This window comes from Escherichia sp. HH41S (genome assembly GCF_009820115.1).
Taxonomy (GTDB): Bacteria; Pseudomonadota; Gammaproteobacteria; order Enterobacterales; family Enterobacteriaceae; genus Escherichia; species Escherichia coli_F.
This window is the reverse complement of record NZ_VNXE01000003.1, coordinates 125,365-145,387: the sequence shown is the minus strand read 5'-3', so window position 1 is coordinate 145,387 and position 20,023 is coordinate 125,365. Positions and strand designations below refer to the sequence as shown.

Annotated in this window: 19 protein-coding genes and 1 pseudogene; 10 read left to right on the top strand and 10 right to left on the bottom strand. The window is 51.7% G+C overall.

Going from position 1 to position 20,023, the window contains the following annotated elements:
- Window positions 1–43 precede the first annotated feature (43 nt).
- Both qseC and qseB read right to left on the bottom strand, forming a co-directional pair.
- Window positions 44–1,393 carry a quorum sensing histidine kinase QseC gene (qseC, locus tag FQZ95_RS00730; RefSeq protein WP_000673345.1) on the bottom strand — a complete coding sequence of 450 codons (1,350 nt, stop codon included), beginning with the start codon at window positions 1,391–1,393 and terminating at the stop codon, window positions 44–46.
- Window positions 1,390–2,049 (bottom strand): quorum sensing response regulator transcription factor QseB, encoded by a 660-nt coding sequence (gene qseB, locus FQZ95_RS00725; RefSeq protein ID WP_001221493.1) that lies wholly within the window; start codon window positions 2,047–2,049, stop codon window positions 1,390–1,392. Before qseB ends, qseC begins: the two co-directional genes overlap by 4 nt.
- 151 nt (window positions 2,050–2,200) lie before the next feature.
- Between qseB and ygiW the strand changes: the two genes are divergently transcribed.
- From ygiW to FQZ95_RS00695, 7 genes and pseudogenes are all read left to right on the top strand, one after another.
- A complete protein-coding gene (ygiW, locus tag FQZ95_RS00720) occupies window positions 2,201–2,593 on the top strand; it encodes an OB fold stress tolerance protein YgiW (protein WP_000712658.1) in 393 nt (130 codons plus the stop codon).
- Window positions 2,594–2,645: 52 nt separating this feature from the next.
- Window positions 2,646–3,128 carry an AraC family transcriptional regulator gene (locus FQZ95_RS00715; RefSeq protein ID WP_000793821.1) on the top strand — a complete coding sequence of 161 codons (483 nt, stop codon included), beginning with the start codon at window positions 2,646–2,648 and terminating at the stop codon, window positions 3,126–3,128.
- A 128-nt stretch (window positions 3,129–3,256) separates the two neighbouring features.
- Window positions 3,257–3,325 (top strand): annotated as a pseudogene (locus FQZ95_RS26900) (hypothetical protein); the annotation flags it as partial.
- Window positions 3,326–3,465: 140 nt separating this feature from the next.
- Window positions 3,466–5,724, top strand: coding sequence for a DNA topoisomerase IV subunit A (gene parC, locus FQZ95_RS00710; RefSeq protein WP_001281881.1), 2,259 nt, complete (start codon window positions 3,466–3,468; stop codon window positions 5,722–5,724).
- A gap of 233 nt (window positions 5,725–5,957) precedes the next feature.
- Window positions 5,958–6,695, top strand: a complete 738-nt coding sequence (plsC, locus tag FQZ95_RS00705) for a 1-acylglycerol-3-phosphate O-acyltransferase (RefSeq protein ID WP_160529769.1) — start codon at window positions 5,958–5,960, stop codon at window positions 6,693–6,695.
- A 73-nt stretch (window positions 6,696–6,768) separates the two neighbouring features.
- Window positions 6,769–8,181, top strand: coding sequence for a cell division protein FtsP (gene ftsP, locus FQZ95_RS00700; RefSeq protein WP_000059405.1), 1,413 nt, complete (start codon window positions 6,769–6,771; stop codon window positions 8,179–8,181).
- Between the two features lie 109 nt (window positions 8,182–8,290).
- Entirely contained in the window at window positions 8,291–10,510 is a 2,220-nt protein-coding gene (locus FQZ95_RS00695; RefSeq protein WP_000095184.1) for a YgiQ family radical SAM protein, read from the top strand.
- Between the two features lie 38 nt (window positions 10,511–10,548).
- Here FQZ95_RS00695 and FQZ95_RS00690 read toward each other — a convergent pair whose 3' ends face one another.
- From FQZ95_RS00690 to yqhD, 5 genes are all read right to left on the bottom strand, one after another.
- Window positions 10,549–10,779, bottom strand: coding sequence for an LPP leucine zipper domain-containing protein (locus tag FQZ95_RS00690; protein ID WP_160529768.1), 231 nt, complete (start codon window positions 10,777–10,779; stop codon window positions 10,549–10,551).
- A gap of 17 nt (window positions 10,780–10,796) precedes the next feature.
- A complete protein-coding gene (yqhH, locus tag FQZ95_RS00685) occupies window positions 10,797–11,054 on the bottom strand; it encodes a lipoprotein YqhH (RefSeq protein ID WP_000848528.1) in 258 nt (85 codons plus the stop codon).
- A gap of 50 nt (window positions 11,055–11,104) precedes the next feature.
- Complete coding sequence (locus FQZ95_RS00680) at window positions 11,105–12,031, bottom strand: YbjP/YqhG family protein (protein ID WP_160529767.1); 927 nt, start codon at window positions 12,029–12,031, stop codon at window positions 11,105–11,107.
- 199 nt (window positions 12,032–12,230) lie between these two features.
- Entirely contained in the window at window positions 12,231–13,058 is an 828-nt protein-coding gene (gene dkgA / locus FQZ95_RS00675; protein ID WP_160529766.1) for a 2,5-didehydrogluconate reductase DkgA, read from the bottom strand.
- A 104-nt stretch (window positions 13,059–13,162) separates the two neighbouring features.
- Window positions 13,163–14,326, bottom strand: coding sequence for an alcohol dehydrogenase (yqhD, locus tag FQZ95_RS00670; RefSeq protein WP_032185136.1), 1,164 nt, complete (start codon window positions 14,324–14,326; stop codon window positions 13,163–13,165).
- Window positions 14,327–14,519: 193 nt separating this feature from the next.
- On the opposite strand from yqhD, the gene yqhC reads away from it, so the two are divergent.
- Window positions 14,520–15,419, top strand: a complete 900-nt coding sequence (gene yqhC / locus FQZ95_RS00665) for a DNA-binding transcriptional regulator YqhC (RefSeq protein WP_140423068.1) — start codon at window positions 14,520–14,522, stop codon at window positions 15,417–15,419.
- Window positions 15,420–15,458: 39 nt separating this feature from the next.
- Here the strand turns inward: yqhC and yghB are convergent, their stop codons facing one another.
- Both yghB and metC read right to left on the bottom strand, forming a co-directional pair.
- Window positions 15,459–16,118 carry a DedA family general envelope maintenance protein YghB gene (gene yghB / locus FQZ95_RS00660; RefSeq protein ID WP_000268419.1) on the bottom strand — a complete coding sequence of 220 codons (660 nt, stop codon included), beginning with the start codon at window positions 16,116–16,118 and terminating at the stop codon, window positions 15,459–15,461.
- A gap of 138 nt (window positions 16,119–16,256) precedes the next feature.
- The gene (gene metC, locus FQZ95_RS00655; RefSeq protein WP_160529765.1) at window positions 16,257–17,444 is read right to left on the bottom strand and encodes a cystathionine beta-lyase; all 1,188 of its coding nucleotides are present in this window, start codon (window positions 17,442–17,444) and stop codon (window positions 16,257–16,259) included.
- A 251-nt stretch (window positions 17,445–17,695) separates the two neighbouring features.
- Between metC and exbB the strand changes: the two genes are divergently transcribed.
- Window positions 17,696–18,430 carry a tol-pal system-associated acyl-CoA thioesterase gene (exbB, locus tag FQZ95_RS00650; protein WP_000527851.1) on the top strand — a complete coding sequence of 245 codons (735 nt, stop codon included), beginning with the start codon at window positions 17,696–17,698 and terminating at the stop codon, window positions 18,428–18,430.
- Window positions 18,431–18,436: 6 nt separating this feature from the next.
- Complete coding sequence (gene exbD / locus FQZ95_RS00645; RefSeq protein WP_105271316.1) at window positions 18,437–18,862, top strand: TonB system transport protein ExbD; 426 nt, start codon at window positions 18,437–18,439, stop codon at window positions 18,860–18,862.
- Window positions 18,863–19,019: 157 nt separating this feature from the next.
- Here exbD and yghA read toward each other — a convergent pair whose 3' ends face one another.
- Entirely contained in the window at window positions 19,020–19,904 is an 885-nt protein-coding gene (yghA, locus tag FQZ95_RS00640; RefSeq protein WP_000018758.1) for an NADP(+)-dependent aldehyde reductase, read from the bottom strand.
- Between the last annotated feature and the right edge of the window lie 119 nt (window positions 19,905–20,023).

Below are 20,023 nucleotides of genomic sequence, written 5' to 3'. Positions count from 1 at the left end.
AAATCTATGAGAGTCGTTTTAACGGCTCTCATAGACAGAGAAGTTACCAGCTTACTTTCGCCTCAAATCCACCTTGTTCCGCATTCCCAAACTCAACATTCATGCCATGCAGCTTGGCGATTCGCTGGACAATTGAAAGCCCAAGTCCACTGCCGGTAGCGGTTTGTCCGGGTGGGCGATAGAAGCGTTCGCCAATTCTCGCCAGTGCCTCTGGTGTCACACCGGGGCCGTTATCCCTCACGATGAAATTATCGGCATTCAGCGTGACGTCCACCACGCTACCTTGTGGACTGTAGCGCACGGCGTTATCCAACAAATTTCGCACCAACAAACTTAGCAATAGCGGTTGTCCGGTGCGTTTGATGCCGTGGGCATTGAGTGTCAGTCGCACGTCAATTTTCGCCTGCTGCGCCGTGTGGTAAATATCCATCACCGACGATTGCAGGAGATCTTCAAGCGGGATCTCCGCGACGTCCTGAAGGTTATCCAGTGAGTCCAGCCGCGATAGCGTGAGCAGTTGATCAACCAGACGAGTAGCACGATCGATCCCGGAATGTAATTGGAGCAGCGCTTTTTTCCGCGCCTGCGGATCATCGTCAGAGAGCTGCGCAACTTCGGTTTGCACTTTCAGCGCCGTTAACGGGCTTCGTAGTTCATGCGCTGCGTCGGAGGTAAAGCGTCGTTCACGAACCATCATCGCATGTGTGCGGGCGAACAGTTGATTTAGCGACTCAACCAGTGGACGCACTTCGCTGGGTACGCCCGTCGCGTTTAGTGGTTTTTCCGAGTCAGGGTCACGCATACGTAGTGCCAGCGCCAGTTTGTTCAGCGGCGCGAGTTCACGACCCAGTAGTACCATCATGATGATTAACATAATCGGCAGTGCGACCAGCCACGGGATCAATTGCCCGGCAACAATCGCCAGCGCCATGTCTTCACGGTATTCCCATTCCTGACCAACAACGATGCGATATTTGCCATCTGGTGAGGTCATCCAGACAAAACGCCAGGGATCTTTATCGCCCACCAGTTGCCCGTCAGCAAAACCTTCCCGTTGATAGCTATAGGGAATATCTTCTCCGTTATCGCCATCGTTAAGGACCATTCTGCCGTCGTGGGTAAAGATGGCAAAGGTCAGCGCATCGTCATCAACATGACCGTGTTTTAATTTATTTGGCGTCTGTGCCATGCGATCCGCCGCGTTGATTTCGTTGAGATCGAGCGTACTTAACCGTTTGGCAAACAGCATCAGTTGGGTGTCGAACAACTCATCGACGTTATCCGTTGTTTGTTTCCAGGCGACAAAGCTGGAAAGCAGCCAGGTCACCGAGGCCAGAATTAAAAAGATTAGCGTCAGCCTGACTCGCAGACTAAGACGTTGGGTAAATTTCATTTCTCACCTAATGTGTAGCCAATACCATGAACGGTACGAATAAAATCACTGCCGAGTTTGCGTCGCAGATGATGTACATGCACTTCAACGGCATTACTGGTGACCTCTTCGTCCCAGGTATACAGTTTCTCTTCAATCAGTTTGCGCGGCAGTACCCGACCAGCGTTACGCATCAGTAATTCCAGCAGGGCAAATTCTTTTGGTTTCAGCGTTAAGGGTTCGCCAGCCAGCGTGGCGATACGTTTGCCGGGGTCGAGCATGACGTTGCCGTGGCGCAGCTCGTTGCTGGCCTGGCCGTTGGTTCGGCGCATCAGAGCTTCCAGCCTGGCGGCGACTTCTATCAACGCAAAAGGTTTACACAGATAATCGTCAGCTCCCAGACGCAGCCCTTCTACACGTTCCGCCAGCGCATCGCGCGCAGTCAGGATTAATACCGGCTCACGCTGACCTTTTTCTCGCCATTCGCGCAAAATATCGCGACCATCCATGCCCGGTAAGGTTAAATCCAGGATCACCGCATCATAAGGTGCGCTATATAGCGCCTCTTTTCCCTGACGACCTTGTGTAAACCAGTCGACGCTAAAACCCATTTTACTAAGGCCCGTTTTGATGCCGTCGCCAATCAGCATGTCATCTTCTATCAGTAAAATTCGCATTTTTTCATCCCTGCGATAACCATATTTGCTGCCAGTAAACCGTGTTGTAACGCGCTCTGTACAGCACTAAATTTTATTTTTTTCCCTTAAGAAGTTGTTAAGGACTATCTTGTTAAATGCTCGAAAACAGACATTAAAGGGAGTAATAAACATGAAAAAATTCGCAGCAGTAATCGCAGTAATGGCCCTGTGCAGTGCACCGGTGATGGCAGCAGAGCAGGGCGGTTTTTCTGGTCCATCGGCAACACAAAGTCAGGCCGGAGGATTCCAGGGGCCGAATGGCAGCGTAACGACCGTAGAAAGCGCAAAATCCCTGCGTGATGACACTTGGGTCACCCTGCGCGGCAATATCGTTGAACGTATCTCTGACGATCTCTACGTGTTCAAAGATGCCAGCGGTACTATCAATGTTGATATCGACCACAAACGCTGGAACGGCGTGACGGTGACCCCGAAAGATACCGTTGAGATTCAGGGTGAAGTCGATAAAGACTGGAACTCTGTTGAAATTGACGTCAAACAGATCCGCAAAGTAAATCCGTAATTGTTAGCGCTCCCGGGACACGTTCCCGGGAATAATTTCGCAGGGAGGCAAAATGAAAAACCTGACACTGGATGTAAATATTATCGATTTCCCATCAATCCCTGTGGCGATGTTGCCACATCGCTGTAGCCCTGAATTGCTCAACTACAGCGTGGCGAAATTTATCATGTGGCGTAAAGAAACGGGGCTTTCTCCTGTTAACCAAAGCCAGACTTTTGGTGTCGCCTGGGATGACCCTGCCACCACCGTACCGGAAGCGTTTCGCTTTGATATCTGCGGCAGCGTTAACGAACCGATTCCCGATAATCGTTATGGCGTGAGTAATGGTGAACTTACCGGTGGACGTTATGCCGTGGCCCGCCACGTTGGCGAGCTGGACGATATTTCACATACGGTATGGGGCATCATTCGCCACTGGCTGCCTGCAAGCGGCGAGAAAATGCGTAAAGCACCGATTCTGTTTCACTACACCAATCTTGCCGAAGGGGTAACAGAGCAGCGACTGGAAACGGATGTTTATGTGCCGTTGGCGTGATGAAGAATCTTTACCGGAGTGTGAGCCAAATCACTCGCTATCAGTTTAAGTTAACGATGCCACAGGCGTAATGTTGTCCGCTCAGACTCTGACGGCACAGGATTTTGTCCTTCCACACAGAAACCGCCATTGGCGGTTTTCCGCTGCATAATCCTCAGGATTATGTCTATAGCAAAGAGTTGTATATCAAGGCACATTGGTGCCTTTATCGCCGTCGGAGCACGTCCGGCGGCGCTATTCACGCTGATCTCCTGTGACTCGACGCGGCAGATAATGTAGTATCTCCGGCAATATTGCCCCTTTGAAGGCTGGCGAATAAGTTGAGGAATCAGAATTAATGAGCGATATGGCAGAGCGCCTTGCGCTACATGAATTTACGGAAAACGCCTACTTAAATTACTCCATGTACGTAATCATGGACCGTGCGTTGCCGTTTATTGGTGATGGTCTGAAACCTGTTCAGCGCCGCATTGTGTATGCGATGTCTGAACTGGGACTAAATGCCAGCGCCAAATTTAAAAAATCGGCCCGTACCGTCGGTGACGTACTGGGTAAATACCATCCGCACGGCGATAGCGCTTGTTATGAAGCGATGGTCCTGATGGCACAGCCGTTCTCTTACCGTTATCCGCTGGTTGATGGTCAGGGGAACTGGGGCGCGCCGGACGATCCGAAATCGTTCGCAGCAATGCGTTACACCGAATCCCGGTTGTCGAAATATTCCGAGCTGCTATTGAGCGAGCTGGGGCAGGGGACGGCTGACTGGGTGCCAAACTTCGACGGCACTTTGCAGGAGCCGAAAATGCTGCCTGCCCGTCTGCCAAACATTTTGCTTAACGGCACCACCGGTATTGCCGTCGGCATGGCGACCGATATTCCACCGCATAACCTGCGTGAAGTGGCTCAGGCAGCAATCGCGTTAATCGACCAGCCGAAAACCACGCTCGACCAGCTGCTGGATATCGTGCAGGGGCCGGATTATCCGACCGAAGCGGAAATCATCACCTCGCGTGCCGAGATCCGTAAAATCTACGAAAATGGTCGCGGTTCTGTGCGTATGCGCGCGGTGTGGAAGAAAGAAGACGGTGCGGTGGTTATCAGCGCATTGCCGCATCAGGTTTCTGGTGCGCGCGTACTGGAGCAAATTGCTGCGCAAATGCGCAACAAAAAGCTGCCGATGGTTGACGATCTGCGCGATGAGTCTGACCACGAGAACCCGACCCGTCTGGTGATTGTGCCGCGTTCCAACCGCGTGGATATGGATCAGGTGATGAATCACCTTTTCGCCACCACCGATCTGGAAAAGAGCTATCGTATTAACCTCAATATGATCGGTCTGGATGGGCGTCCGGCGGTGAAAAACCTGCTGGAAATCCTTTCCGAATGGCTGGTGTTCCGCCGTGATACCGTGCGCCGCCGTCTGAACTATCGTCTGGAGAAAGTCCTCAAGCGCCTGCATATTCTGGAAGGTTTGCTGGTGGCGTTTCTCAATATCGACGAAGTGATTGAGATCATTCGCAATGAAGATGAACCGAAACCGGCGCTGATGTCGCGGTTTGGCCTTACGGAAACCCAGGCGGAAGCGATCCTCGAACTGAAACTGCGTCATCTCGCCAAACTGGAAGAGATGAAGATTCGCGGTGAGCAGAGTGAGCTGGAAAAAGAGCGCGACCAGTTGCAAGGCATTCTGGCGTCCGAGCGTAAAATGAATAACCTGCTGAAGAAAGAACTGCAGGCAGACGCGCAAGCCTATGGTGACGATCGTCGTTCGCCGTTGCAGGAACGCGAAGAAGCGAAAGCGATGAGCGAGCACGACATGTTGCCGTCTGAACCTGTCACCATTGTGCTGTCGCAGATGGGCTGGGTACGCAGCGCTAAAGGCCATGACATCGACGCGCCGGGCCTGAATTATAAAGCGGGTGATAGTTTCAAAGCAGCGGTGAAAGGTAAGAGCAACCAACCGGTAGTGTTTGTTGACTCCACCGGTCGTAGCTATGCTATCGACCCGATTACGCTGCCGTCGGCACGTGGTCAGGGCGAGCCGCTCACCGGCAAATTAACGTTGCCGCCTGGGGCGACCGTTGACCATATGCTGATGGAAAGCGACGATCAGAAACTGCTGATGGCTTCCGATGCGGGTTACGGTTTCGTCTGTACCTTTAACGATCTGGTAGCGCGTAACCGTGCAGGTAAGGCTTTGATCACCTTACCGGAAAATGCCCATGTTATGCCGCCGGTGGTGATTGAAGATGCTTCCGATATGCTGCTGGCAATCACTCAGGCAGGCCGTATGTTGATGTTCCCGGTAAGCGATCTGCCGCAGCTGTCGAAGGGCAAAGGCAACAAGATTATCAACATTCCGTCGGCAGAAGCCGCGCGTGGCGAGGATGGTCTGGCGCAACTGTACGTTCTGCCGCCGCAAAGCACGCTGACCATTCATGTTGGGAAACGCAAAATTAAACTGCGTCCGGAAGAGCTACAGAAAGTCACTGGCGAACGTGGACGCCGCGGTACGTTGATGCGCGGTTTGCAGCGTATCGATCGTGTTGAGATCGACTCTCCTCGCCGTGCCAGCAGCGGTGATAGCGAAGAGTAATATGCCGGGGAGGGCGCTGTTTCCTCCCGCTTGCAAGGAACGCCGGATGAAACGTTAAGTCGTCATCCGGCAGCGTATTCAACCCCCGGAAACGATAAAAATTCCCTTGAAACCGTTGTTTATTCATGCGTTGCGATTAACAATACGCTTTTCCAGAGAGCGGCTTTTAACAATGCCCTAACCTGATTTCAGGTGACGTACAATGCCAGTCTCTCAGACCTTCAGAGGGTGTTATGCTATATATCTTTCGTCTTATTATTACCGTGATTTACAGCATCTTAGTCTGTGTATTCGGCTCCATTTACTGCCTTTTCAGCCCGCGTAACCCGAAACATGTAGCCACCTTTGGGCATATGTTTGGTCGTCTTGCGCCGCTGTTCGGCCTGAAAGTTGAGTGTCGCAAACCTGCAGATGCTGAAAGCTACGGCAATGCTATTTATATTGCTAACCACCAGAACAACTATGACATGGTGACAGCATCGAACATCGTGCAACCGCCGACGGTGACGGTAGGTAAAAAGAGTTTGCTGTGGATCCCCTTCTTTGGTCAGTTGTACTGGCTAACCGGCAACTTATTGATCGACAGAAATAACCGCACTAAAGCTCACGGCACCATTGCAGAAGTAGTGAATCACTTCAAAAAACGCCGTATTTCCATCTGGATGTTCCCGGAAGGTACCCGCAGCCGTGGTCGCGGCCTGCTGCCGTTCAAGACCGGAGCATTTCACGCGGCAATTGCGGCAGGCGTCCCGATTATTCCCGTGTGCGTCTCTACAACTTCGAATAAGATTAATCTTAATCGACTGCACAACGGCTTGGTTATTGTCGAAATGCTGCCGCCAATTGACGTGAGTCAGTATGGTAAAGACCAGGTTCGCGAGTTGGCTGCCTATTGTCGTTCGATAATGGAACAAAAAATCGCTGAGCTCGATAAAGAAGTCGCAGAACGCGAAGCCGCCGGAAGAGTTTAAGTCGGCAATCTGTATTTTTGCGGGAACACTTTCCTGCACGGTATTACTTTAGCCAGTTTTACATGGAGCAAATATGTCACTCAGTCGGCGTCAGTTCATTCAGGCATCGGGGATTGCACTTTGTGCAGGCGCTGTTCCCCTGAAGGCCAGCGCAGCCGGGCAACAGCAACCGCTACCCGTTCCGCCGCTGCTTGAATCTCGCCGTGGGCAACCGCTGTTTATGACTGTACAACGTGCGCACTGGTCATTTACGCCAGGAACGCGCGCATCGGTCTGGGGAATCAATGGTCGTTACCTGGGGCCGACTATCCGCGTCTGGAAGGGCGATGATGTTAAGCTGATCTACAGTAACCGCCTGACAGAAAATGTCTCAATGACGGTGTCTGGTTTACAGGTGCCTGGCCCGCTGATGGGCGGTCCGGCACGGATGATGTCGCCAAACGCTGACTGGGCACCCGTATTACCCATTCGCCAGAACGCAGCGACATTGTGGTATCACGCTAATACCCCCAATCGCACGGCTCAGCAGGTCTATAATGGCCTTGCCGGAATGTGGCTGGTGGAAGATGAAGTCAGCAAGTCGCTGCCTATCCCCAACCATTATGGTGTGGATGATTTTCCGGTCATTATCCAGGATAAACGGCTGGATAACTTTGGTACGCCAGAATACAACGAACCGGGAAGCGGCGGCTTTGTTGGAGATACGCTGCTGGTCAACGGTGTACAAAGCCCGTACGTTGAAGTCTCGCGTGGCTGGGTGCGCTTGCGTCTGTTGAACGCGTCGAACTCTCGTCGCTATCAACTACAGATGAGCGATGGTCGCCCGTTACATGTGATTTCTGGCGATCAGGGATTCTTGCCTGCTCCTGTATCGGTGAAGCAACTTTCGCTGGCACCAGGCGAGCGCCGCGAGATTCTGGTGGATATGAGCAACGGTGATGAAGTGTCGATCACCTGTGGCGAAGCGGCGAGCATTGTTGATCGTATTCGTGGCTTCTTTGAGCCATCCAGCATTCTGGTTTCTACGCTGGTGCTCACGTTGCGCCCGACCGGGCTACTGCCGCTGGTTACTGACAGCCTGCCGATGCGCCTGCTGCCAACTGAAATTATGGCCGGTTCGCCGATTCGCAGTCGCGATATCAGTCTGGGTGATGACCCGGGTATCAATGGGCAGCTGTGGGACGTCAACCGTATTGATGTCACCGCGCAGCAAGGAACGTGGGAACGCTGGACGGTACGCGCGGACGAGCCGCAAGCGTTCCATATTGAAGGCGTGATGTTCCAGATCCGTAACGTGAATGGCGCGATGCCGTTTCCGGAAGACAGAGGCTGGAAAGATACCGTTTGGGTTGACGGACAAGTGGAGCTGCTTGTTTATTTCGGTCAGCCTTCCTGGGCGCACTTCCCGTTCTACTTCAACAGTCAGACGCTGGAAATGGCGGACCGTGGCTCGATTGGGCAATTGTTGGTCAATCCGGTACCGTAATCGCCATACTCGCCCGAGAGGGCGAGTATGGAATACTTTTCGATTTCTCTTTCGTTCCGGCTTATAATCCCCGGCCTTTGATTATTTTTTTATCATTTCTGGAAGCAAAATGAGCTCTATCTCCCTGATCCAACCGGATCGCGACCTGTTCTCCTGGCCGCAGTACTGGGCCGCCTGTTTTGGACCGGCACCGTTTTTGCCGATGTCTCGTGAAGAGATGGATCAACTTGGCTGGGATAGCTGCGACATCATTTTGGTTACTGGCGACGCGTATGTCGATCACCCCAGCTTCGGGATGGCGATTTGCGGTCGTATGCTTGAAGCGCAGGGCTTTCGCGTCGGGATCATCGCCCAGCCAGACTGGAGCAGCAAAGACGATTTCATGCGTCTGGGTAAACCGAATCTGTTTTTCGGTGTTACTGCTGGCAACATGGACTCGATGATCAACCGCTATACTGCCGATCGCCGTTTACGTCATGACGATGCCTACACGCCGGATAACGTCGCGGGTAAGCGACCGGATCGCGCCACACTGGTTTATACCCAGCGTTGTAAAGAGGCGTGGAAAGATGTACCGGTGATCCTCGGCGGTATTGAGGCAAGTCTGCGCCGTACCGCGCATTATGATTACTGGTCCGATACCGTGCGCCGTTCCGTGCTGGTGGATTCCAAAGCCGACATGCTGATGTTCGGTAACGGTGAGCGTCCGCTGGTGGAAGTGGCGCATCGTCTGGCGATGGGTGAGCCGATTAGTGAAATCCGCGATGTGCGTAATACCGCGATTATCGTAAAAGAGGCGTTGCCAGGCTGGAGCGGTGTGGATTCCACCCGTCTTGATACTCCTGGGAAAATCGACCCGATCCCGCATCCGTATGGTGAAGATTTGCCGTGCGCGGATAACAAACCGGTGGCCCCGAAAAAGCAGGAAGCGAAAGCCGTAACCGTGCAGCCACCGCGCCCGAAACCGTGGGAAAAAACTTACGTATTGCTGCCTTCTTTCGAGAAAGTGAAGGGCGATAAAGTGCTGTACGCTCATGCTTCGCGTATTCTGCACCATGAAACCAACCCAGGCTGCGCGCGTGCGCTGATGCAAAAACATGGCGACCGCTATGTATGGATCAACCCGCCTGCCATCCCGCTTTCTACCGAAGAGATGGACAGCGTCTTTGCGCTGCCGTACAAGCGCGTGCCGCATCCGGCTTACGGTAATGCCCGAATTCCGGCTTACGAAATGATCCGTTTCTCTGTCAACATTATGCGCGGCTGCTTTGGCGGCTGCTCTTTCTGCTCTATTACCGAGCATGAAGGTCGCATTATTCAGAGCCGTTCGGAAGATTCGATCATCAACGAGATTGAAGCGATCCGCGACACCGTGCCAGGCTTTACGGGCGTGATTTCCGATCTCGGTGGGCCAACTGCCAACATGTATATGTTGCGCTGCAAATCGCCGCGCGCCGAGCAGACTTGCCGCCGTTTATCGTGCGTTTACCCGGATATTTGTCCTCATATGGACACTAACCACGAACCGACGATCAACCTCTATCGCCGCGCGCGTGATCTGAAAGGCATTAAAAAGATCCTCATCGCTTCCGGCGTGCGTTATGACATCGCCGTGGAAGATCCGCGCTATATCAAAGAGCTGGCGACCCATCACGTTGGCGGTTATCTGAAGATTGCCCCGGAACATACCGAAGAAGGGCCGTTGTCGAAGATGATGAAGCCGGGCATGGGCAGCTATGACCGCTTTAAAGAGCTGTTCGATACCTACTCGAAACAGGCAGGGAAAGAGCAGTATCTGATCCCGTATTTCATCTCTGCGCACCCCGGTACGCGTGATGAAGATATGGTGAATCTGGCGCTGTGGCTGAAAAAGCATCGCTTCCGTCTCGACCAGGTACAGAACTTCTACCCGTCGCCGTTGGCTAACTCCACCACCATGTATTACACCGGGAAAAACCCGCTGGCGAAGATTGGTTACAAGAGTGAAGACGTCTTCGTACCGAAGGGCGACAAACAGCGTCGTTTGCATAAAGCGTTGTTGCGTTACCACGATCCGGCAAACTGGCCGTTAATTCGCCAGGCGCTGGAAGCGATGGGTAAAAAGCATCTGATTGGCAGCCGTCGTGATTGTTTAGTGCCTGCGCCAACCATTGAAGAGATGCGTGAAGCGCGTCGCCAGAACCGCAATACCCGTCCGGCGTTGACTAAACATACGCCGATGGCGACCCAGCGTCAGACACCTGCTACGGCAAAAAAAGCGTCGTCTACGCCATCTCGCCCGGTGAATGCTGGTGCAAAGAAACGGCCTAAAGCGGCGGTTGGTCGTTAAGTGAAATGTGCCCGGCAGCAATGATACTGCCGGGAAATTTATAACCTTGGTTTATAAGGACTGTTACGAACGTCTAAGCGGTAATGCGCTCTTGCTGTTTCGTCTTTAACTTGCTGAATTTCCGGACGCAGGGCTTCAATATCCTGTTGCAGTTGATTAATTTTGTTATTCAATGCCTGAATATCATGTTCCAGGTGTTCAATTTTGGCATTGCTGGTACAGCCAACAAGACACAGCGCCAGCGGAATGGATAAGATAAGTTTGTTCATTATGAATTCCAGAACCGTCATTCCGCATACATACGTAAGCAGCGCAGGCAATCGAAATAGTCCTGGGCGTCAAGGCGCGTATTGGCTCTGTTAGCTTCGGATTTTGCCGCATAGATTTGCGGGCGTAATGCTTTCATATCCTGCTCAAGTCGGGCAATTTTGGCATTTAACGTCTGTACGTTGCTCGCCAGCTGATTGACCTTTTGCTCATTGACGCAGCCGCTGAGCAAGCAGGTTGCCAGAACAACAGCCCCCACGGTGAAAATCGTTTTCATATAGTATTCCCTTTTATTTATTGTTCCGACTAATTGTTATTTTATTCAGCTCATTGCTTTAATCTGGCGGCGGTTTTCACCTCAATCTGTTTAAGTAGGCTGCCGCTGTTTGGACGGATAAAATCAGCGATTTCCCACTTACCTTCGCGCCGCTGTAAAATCAATTCTTGCTCTTCGTTGTTGCCATTGGTCAGCGTAAAACGAACATGAATGCGGGCGGAATCGGCGGTTTTCTCCAGGACACGGATTTCATCAACGCGTGAAAATAGTGACTCTTCGCCAAAACAGATCGGATTGTCGTAAATAAATTGCCGTTCTATTTGCATATCTTCATCGGGATTGTTGGCAGTCTTGAAGGTGGTTTTATAGAAGGCATTGACCGCCTGGCGGTAAGAGTCGGAAACCACCCACGTCCACGGCCAGCTATAATCAGCAATATGTTCAAAGAGTTCGGCAACAAAGGCTTCCGGCTGTTCTTTTTGCAACGAAGCTACAGCGGCCAGCGTTTTTTCATTCTCGCTATTAACTGCTTGTAAGACGCTGCCATGATTGCTGACAATATCGTCAATGACCCAACGACCATTTTCCGCCACCATTTTCAGTGTCTGCGTGGTCTTTTCTTTATCGTCTTTAAAGATACGAAAGCGCACAACGGCATCGGCATGATCGGCGTCAGGTTGGGTTATCGCTACGCTTTCTAACACCAGATCGCCAAAATCCTGACAATCACAAACCGGATCATAATCCAGCCAGCCAATATTGCCCGGCAGCGTAAGATTGTCGTTCAAGGTAAGCGCCTGTTGAATACGCGAAGATGTTATCGCTCGCTCTCCGGTTTCACCGAAATAAGGCGTACTGGCATCTGATTTATAGTTCTGATAAATCTGCCGGACTGTTTGTTCTACGGTCTGTGAGGGAGGCTGTGCGTGTACGGTAAAACTTGCCAGGGCTGCTAAAAACAGAAGTATTATTTTCATCTGTTTTTCACCTCTCCGTTGCGTTCATCCCGGATGTAAATGAGTTGTTCCTTTAAGAGCTTCCGGCTCTGCATGATGATGCCCTTATATTTGGCGTTCCTGAACAAGGAAGAGTAACAATGGGCGTGACGCGAGGGGAATAAATGATTTCTGAAAAGTCCGGTAGCGGAACATTACCGCCACCGGGAGAATTTGCGCGTTAGCCGCCGAACTGGTCAGGATCGGGGCCGAGGCGTTTGCCCTGGTCGAGTTTGGCAATTTCACCTAGCTCGTCTTTGTCGAGACGGAAATCCCAGACATCAAAGTTTTCGGCAATACGTGAAGGTGTGACCGATTTCGGGATCACCACCAGGCCGCTATCCAGATGCCAGCGGATAACAATCTGCGCCGGGGTTTTGCCGTATTTATCTGCCAGCTCGCGAATGACTTTCTGATCGAAAACGCCTTTCCCACCTTGCGCTAATGGGCTCCAGGATTCGGTCTGGATTTTGTGTGTCGCGTTCCAGGCGTGAAGCTGGCGTTGCTGCATCAGCGGGTGGAGTTCAATCTGGTTTATCACCGGCGTCACGCCAGTTTCATCAATCAGGCGTTGCAGGTGGTGGATCTGGAAGTTGCACACGCCGATGCTTTTGATTAAGCCCTCTTTTTGCAATTCGATCATGCCCTTCCATGCTTCGACATAATGGTCGATAGCAGGAACGGGCCAGTGCATTAAGTAAAGGTCGACATAATCAAGCTGGAGTTTTTTCAGGCTGTCGAGCAGGGCTTCGCGGGGGCGCTTGTGGTCGTCGTTCCACAGTTTAGTGGTGATGAACAGTTCTTCTCTGTTAACTGAGGCATTTTTCAGGGCTTTGCCGACACCTTCTTCGTTCTTATAGGCCGCGGCGGTATCAATCGAGCGATAACCCACGTCTAACGCTTTTTGAATGGCGGTGATTACTTCCTCATTACTTGCTTGCCAGACGCCCAGTCCCAACTGGGGCATGACATTGCCATCCTGTAGCTTAATAACGGTTGGATTAGCCATACGTTCCTCCTTTATATGAACTCACCGGAGCTGGCTCCGGTGAGGTGTTGTGAACTTAAGTCTGGACGAAATGCCCGAAAACGAAAGTTTGAGGCGTAAAAAGCTTAGCGGGCGGCTTCGTATATGCGGCGGCTGACATCCAGCGTAATGTCATGATTTTCGCCCAGTTGGGTCATACCGTGCTCTTCCAGTTTTTTCAACAAAGCCGGGATGGAGCTGCCGTCCAGACCGTAGTCGGAGAGGTGGGTCGGCACGCCTAATTGCTCAAAGAAATTGCGGGTTGCGGCAATCGCGGCGTCAAGACGCTCATCGTCAGAACCTTCTGTGATGTTCCAGACGCGTTCAGCATATTGCAGCAGTTTAGCGCGTTTAGTGTCGCGTTTCTCATTCCACAGTGCAGGCAGGACGATAGCCAGCGTTTGCGCGTGATCCAGACCGTGCATCGCAGTCAGTTCGTGGCCCAGCATATGCGTTGCCCAATCCTGGGGTACACCTGCGCCAATTAAACCGTTCAGCGCCTGAGTCGCCGCCCACATAACGTTGGCGCGTACATCGTAGTTTTCTGGCTCTTTCAGGGCTTTCGGACCATCTTCGATCAGCGTCAGCAAAATGCCTTCTGCGAAACGGTCCTGAATTTTGGCATCAACCGGTTTGGTAACATACTGTTCCACGGTGTGCACAAAGGCATCCACTACACCGTTAGCCACCTGACGCGGCGGCAGAGTGTAGGTATAAACCGGATCGAGCACGGCAAATACCGGCTGAACATGGGCAGAATGGAACGCCTGCTTGTCGCCTGTAGTTTTACGGGAGATGACCGCACCTGCGTTGGATTCTGAACCGGTCGCTGGCAGCGTCAGCACACAGCCCATCGGGATAGCGCTTTTAATCTCTTTACCGCCCGTTTGCAGAATGTGCCACGGATCGATATTTTCTGGATAGTTAGCCGCCGCAGCGATAAATTTGGTGCCGTCCAGTACAGAACCGCCGCCAACCGCCAGCAGGAAGGTTACTTTCTGTTCGCGAACCAGTTTCACGGCATTCATCAGCGTTTCATAAGCCGGGTTTGGCTCAATACCGCCAAATTCCAGCACGTCCATGCCTTTCAGGGCATCCAGAACTTGATCGAGAACGCCGGTTTTTTTCACGCTGCCGCCGCCGTAGGTAATCAATACGCGTGCATCGTGAGGAATTTGTTCGCGTAAACCAGCGATTGCGCCTTTACCAAAAAGAATACGGGTTGGGGTGTGCAGATTAAAGTTGTTCATTACTTGCTCCCTTTGCTGGGTCAATATGAGGGCAGAGATCGGTCTGCCTGATGTTTTTCATTGTGGTCGCCAGCGCCGTACCTCTCAATGCTCATTTCTGCCAATGTCTTGCCTATTTCTCCAGAGTGCTGGAGAAATGCTACAAAATTGCGCACAATCAAATTGCCGCATTATTCCTAAGAAATTACGCGATATGAAACGTGAAGAGATTTGCCGCTTGCTGGCGGGTAAAGTTAATAAACTGAAAAATAAAGAAAATAGTTTGTCAGAGCTATTGCCCGATGTGCGTTTGTTGTATGGCGAGACGCCTTTCGCACGTACGCCGGTGATGTACGAGCCCGGCATCATAATTCTCTTTTCCGGGCATAAAATCGGTTATATCAATGAACGCGTGTTTCGTTATGATGCCAATGAATATCTGCTGCTGACGGTGCCGTTGCCGTTTGAGTGCGAAACTTATGCCACGTCAGAGGTACCGCTGGCAGGGGTGCGTCTCAATGTCGATGTTTTGCAGTTACAAGAGCTGTTGATGGACATTGGCGAAGATGAGCATTTTCGGCCGTCGATGGCAGCCAGCGGGATTAACTCTGCCACGTTATCAGAAGAGATTTTATGTGCGGCGGAGCGGTTACTCGATGTGATGGAGCGACCGCTGGATGCGCGTATTCTCGGCAAACAGATCATCCGCGAAATTCTGTACTACGTGCTGACCGGACCTTGCGGTGGCGCGTTACTGGCGCTGGTCAGCCGTCAGACCCACTTCAGCCTGATTAGTCGCGTGCTGAAACGAATTGAGAATAAATACACCGAAAACCTGAGCGTCGAGCAACTGGCGGCAGAAGCCAACATGAGCGTATCGGCGTTCCACCATAATTTTAAGTCTGTCACTAGCACCTCGCCGTTGCAGTATTTGAAGAATTACCGTCTGCATAAGGCGCGGATGATGATTATCCACGACGGCATGAAGGCCAGTGCAGCAGCGATGCGCGTCGGCTACGAAAGCGCGTCGCAATTTAGCCGTGAGTTTAAACGTTACTTTGGTGTGACACCGGGGGAGGATGCGGCAAGAATGCGGGCGATGCAGGGGAGTTAAATGCGTTCCCGGTACCGCAACCGGGAACGGGGGAAATTGTCAGGCGTTACAGTATTTCTTTTTAATCACCACAAACAGCGTGCCTAACAAGCCTGCAGTTAACAAGGCAATCGGCAGGATCATCAGGAATGTCATTACCTGATCTTCATGCCGTTTAACGAACGGAATCATGCTTAAGGCATAGCCGAAACTGGTTACTACGCTGACCCACAGCAATCCGCTTAGCCAGTTGAAAAACTGGAAGCGGCGGTTTGGCAGACCGGAAATACCCGCCATGGTTGGCAACAGCGTACGGACAAATGCGAGAAAACGTCCAGCCAGCAGCGCCAGCAGACCGTGACGGTCAAACATGCAGGTGGCGCGCTGGTGATATTTGGCAGGAAGCTGTGCCAGCCAGCCTTTCACCGTTTTAGTATTCCCTAACCAGCGCCCCTGAATATAACTTAACCAGCAGCCCAAACTTGCTGCGGCGGTCAGAATCGCAATCGTTGGCAGAAAATCCATAACCCCCTGGGCAATCAATGCGCCTGCCAGTATCAACAAGCTGTCGCCTGGCAAAAATGAGGCGGGCAGCAGGCCGTTTTCTAAAAACAGCGTGGCAAACATGACAAAGTAAACAACGCTAACAATATGAGGATCCGCCAGCGCGGCAAAGTCGTGTTGCCAGAGCGCAGCGATGATATCTTGAATAACAGCCATGGACTTTCCTGTGGAACAGCGTTTAAGCCTTTATCTGCCTATTGTACTCCTGAATCACCCGGGACGCCTTGATCCCGGACGCAACAATTTAAGACTTTTCACAATTAAATGTCTGCAAATTTGTCCAAACTGGCAACATTACACAATTCGCGCAAAACCGGCGTCCAGATCGGCAATCAAATCATCGACATCTTCCAGACCAATATGCAGGCGAATCAAGGTCCCGCTAAAATCGATCTCGCCTTGCGGGCGAATGGCGGCGATATGTTCTGGTTGATTTGCCAGGATCAACGATTCATACCCGCCCCACGAGTAGGCCATGCTGAATAAACTGAAGTTATCCAGATAGTTCGCCAGCTCTTCAGCATTGAGTTTTTTCTTAAGCACAAAGGAAAATAGTCCGCTGCTACCTGTAAAGTCTCGTTTCCAGAATTCGTGGCCTTTACTGCCAGGCAGAGCAGGGTGGTTAACTCGCGCTACTTGCGGATGTTCTGCCAGCCATTCAGCTACTTTCAGGCTACTTTCGTGATGTTGACGCAGGCGAACACCCAAAGTGCGCAGGCCACGGCTGGTTATATAGGCGGTATCGGCATCGACCATCTGCCCCATCAGATAGGCATTCTCCCGTAGCTGCTCCCAGCAACGGGCATTGCATACGGCAGTACCAATCATCGCATCTGAATGCCCAACCAGATATTTGGTAGCGGCCTGAATGGAAACATCAATGCCAAAATCCAGCGCCTTAAACAGCACGCCGGCCGCCCAGGTGTTATCGATCATAATGATGGCATCTGGCACTACACTGCGCACGGCGGCAACAATCGCCGGAACGTCGTGGACTTCCATGGTGATGGAGCCCGGGGATTCCAGAAACACGATTTTAGTGTTTGGCTGCACATGTTTAACGATATTTGCGCCAATCAGCGGATCAAACCACGATGTCGTTACGCCCAGTTTGCTGAGGATTTTGCTACAGAAATCCTGACTCGGTTCATAGGCGGTGTTGGTCATCAACACATGATCGCCCTGTTCGACAAAAGCAAGAATGGAATTAGCAACCGCTGCTGCTCCGCAGGGGAACAGCACGCAGCCTGCGCCACCTTCCAGTTCGCACATCGCTTCTTGTAAGGAGAAATGGGTTAACGTTCCACGCCGTCCATAAAACAACTCGCCATTGGCGCGATTGCGTGTCGCGTGTTTTTTGGCTTCCACACTGTCAAAGACCAGCGAAGACGCGCGCTGAATCACGCTATTTACCGCGCCGAGAGTGTATTTTTTGCTGCGTCCTGCGTTGACCAGTTGAGTATCAAGCTTGTTTTCCGCCATGTCGGGATTCCTGTTTTTATACGTCTGGATGTCTAAACTAGCATGAATATTCGCGGGCGCATCCTGAAGAATTGGCATAAAGCAGAAAATTTTTGCAAATGGCGTGCTGGTGACTTTTTTACTGCGTAAACGCAAGGAAAAGAAAGCAAAGGTACGGCAGTATGCAAATAGTAATGAGAACGACTATCAATTCGACGTCGTTTTGATATTATTATGCGCAGATTTTGTGACTTGCGTCCTGGAGATACACAGTGGGTAATAATTTAATGCAGACGGACCTTTCCGTCTGGGGTATGTATCAGCACGCCGATATTGTCGTTAAGTGCGTGATGATTGGGCTTATTTTAGCCTCCGTAGTCACCTGGGCAATCTTCTTCAGTAAGAGCGTTGAGTTCTTCAATCAGAAGCGTCGCCTGAAACGCGAACAGCAACTGCTGGCCCAAGCGCGTTCCTTGAACCAGGCCAACGATATCGCCGCTGATTTTGGTAGCAAAAGCTTAAGCCTGCATTTGCTCAATGAAGCGCAGGATGAGCTGGAACTGTCAGAAGGCAGCGACGATAACGAAGGTATTAAAGAACGTACCAGCTTCCGTCTGGAGCGTCGGGTCGCCGCCGTGGGGCGTCAAATGGGCCGCGGTAACGGCTACCTTGCAACCATCGGCGCGATTTCGCCGTTTGTGGGCCTCTTTGGTACGGTCTGGGGCATCATGAACAGCTTTATCGGTATTGCGCAAACGCAGACCACTAATCTGGCTGTCGTTGCGCCGGGTATCGCAGAAGCTCTGTTAGCAACGGCAATCGGCCTCGTGGCAGCGATTCCGGCGGTCGTTATCTATAACGTATTTGCACGTCAGATTGGCGGCTTTAAAGCGATGCTGGGTGATGTCGCAGCGCAGGTATTATTGCTGCAAAGTCGTGACCTGGATCTGGAAGCCAGCGCCGCTGCGCATCCGGTTCGTGTCGCCCAAAAATTACGCGCAGGATAATGTTCGATGGCAATGCATCTTAACGAAAACCTCGACGATAACGGCGAAATGCATGATATCAACGTGACGCCGTTTATCGACGTGATGTTGGTTCTGCTGATTATCTTTATGGTGGCAGCGCCGTTAGCGACGGTAGATGTGAAGGTGAACTTGCCTGCTTCTACCAGCACGCCGCAGCCTCGTCCGGAAAAACCGGTTTATCTGTCGGTGAAGGCGGACAACTCGATGTTTATCGGTAACGATCCGGTCACCGATGAAACAATGGTTACAGCGCTGAATGCGTTAACCGAAGGTAAGAAAGATACCACTATCTTCTTCCGTGCGGATAAAACTGTCGATTACGAGACGTTGATGAAGGTAATGGATATGCTGCACCAGGCGGGTTATCTAAAGATAGGTCTGGTTGGCGAAGAAACTGCCAAAGCGAAGTAAAGACAATTGCCTGATGCGCTACGCTTATCAGGCCTACAAAATATATTGCAACATATTGAATTTGCATGACATGTAGGCCGGATAAGGCGTTTAGACCGCATCCGGCAAGAGTTAAATGCATAATGATGCCCGGTTGCTTTTCACAACCGGGTATTTTTTAGCCTAAATGCTCGCCGCCGCACACGCCGTGCACTTCTGCGGTGACATAGCTCGACTCCTGACTTGCCAGATAAACATATACAGGGGCCAGTTCCGCCGGTTGCCCCGCACGCTTCATCGGCGTTTTCTGACCAAACTGCGGGATCTTATCCTGCGTCTGTCCGCCGGAAATTTGCAGTGCTGTCCAGATCGGGCCTGGCGCAACAATATTCACCCGAATACCTTTCTCCGCGACCTGTTTTGCCAGGCCTCGGCTGTAGTTCAGAATCGCCGCCTTCGTAGCCGCATAGTCCAGTAAATGCGGGCTTGGCTGGTATGCCTGGATTGACGAAGTGGTGATGATACTGGCACCTTTCGGTAGCAGGGGGATCGCTTCCTGGGTTAGCCAGAACAGTGCGAAAACGTTAATGGCAAACGTCTTTTGAAACTGTTCGCTGGTGAGGTCTGCAATATCAGGAATAGCAACCTGTTTCCCGGCGACCAGCGCCATAATATCCAGCCCGCCTAACGCCTTATGCGCTTCGTGAACCAGCGAACGGGCGAATTTCTCATCGCTTAAATCGCCTGGCAGCAGGACGGCTTTGCGTCCGCATTCTTCAATGATCTTTTTCACATCCTGAGCGTCTTCTTCTTCCACGGGAAGATAACTGATCGCTACGTCAGCGCCTTCACGCGCGTAAGCGATGGCGGCAGCACGACCGATTCCGGAATCGCCCCCTGTCACCAGTGCTTTACGATCTTTCAGGCGACCGCTACCAACATAGGTTTTCTCGCCGCAATCCGGCACCGGTGTCATTTTCGCCTGGATGCCTGGCGTCGGTTGTTTCTGTTTGGGATATTCACCAGTGTAATACTGCGTGGTCGGGTCTTTTAAATGAGACATTGTTTTTCTCCCTTCAGGTTCAACGTCCTTTAAGGGTAGACGCTCTCGATGCGTTGATAAGGGAACCAGGAAGATCCCTAAACCTCGGATTTATGCGACAAAGGTTTAACGGATATGTT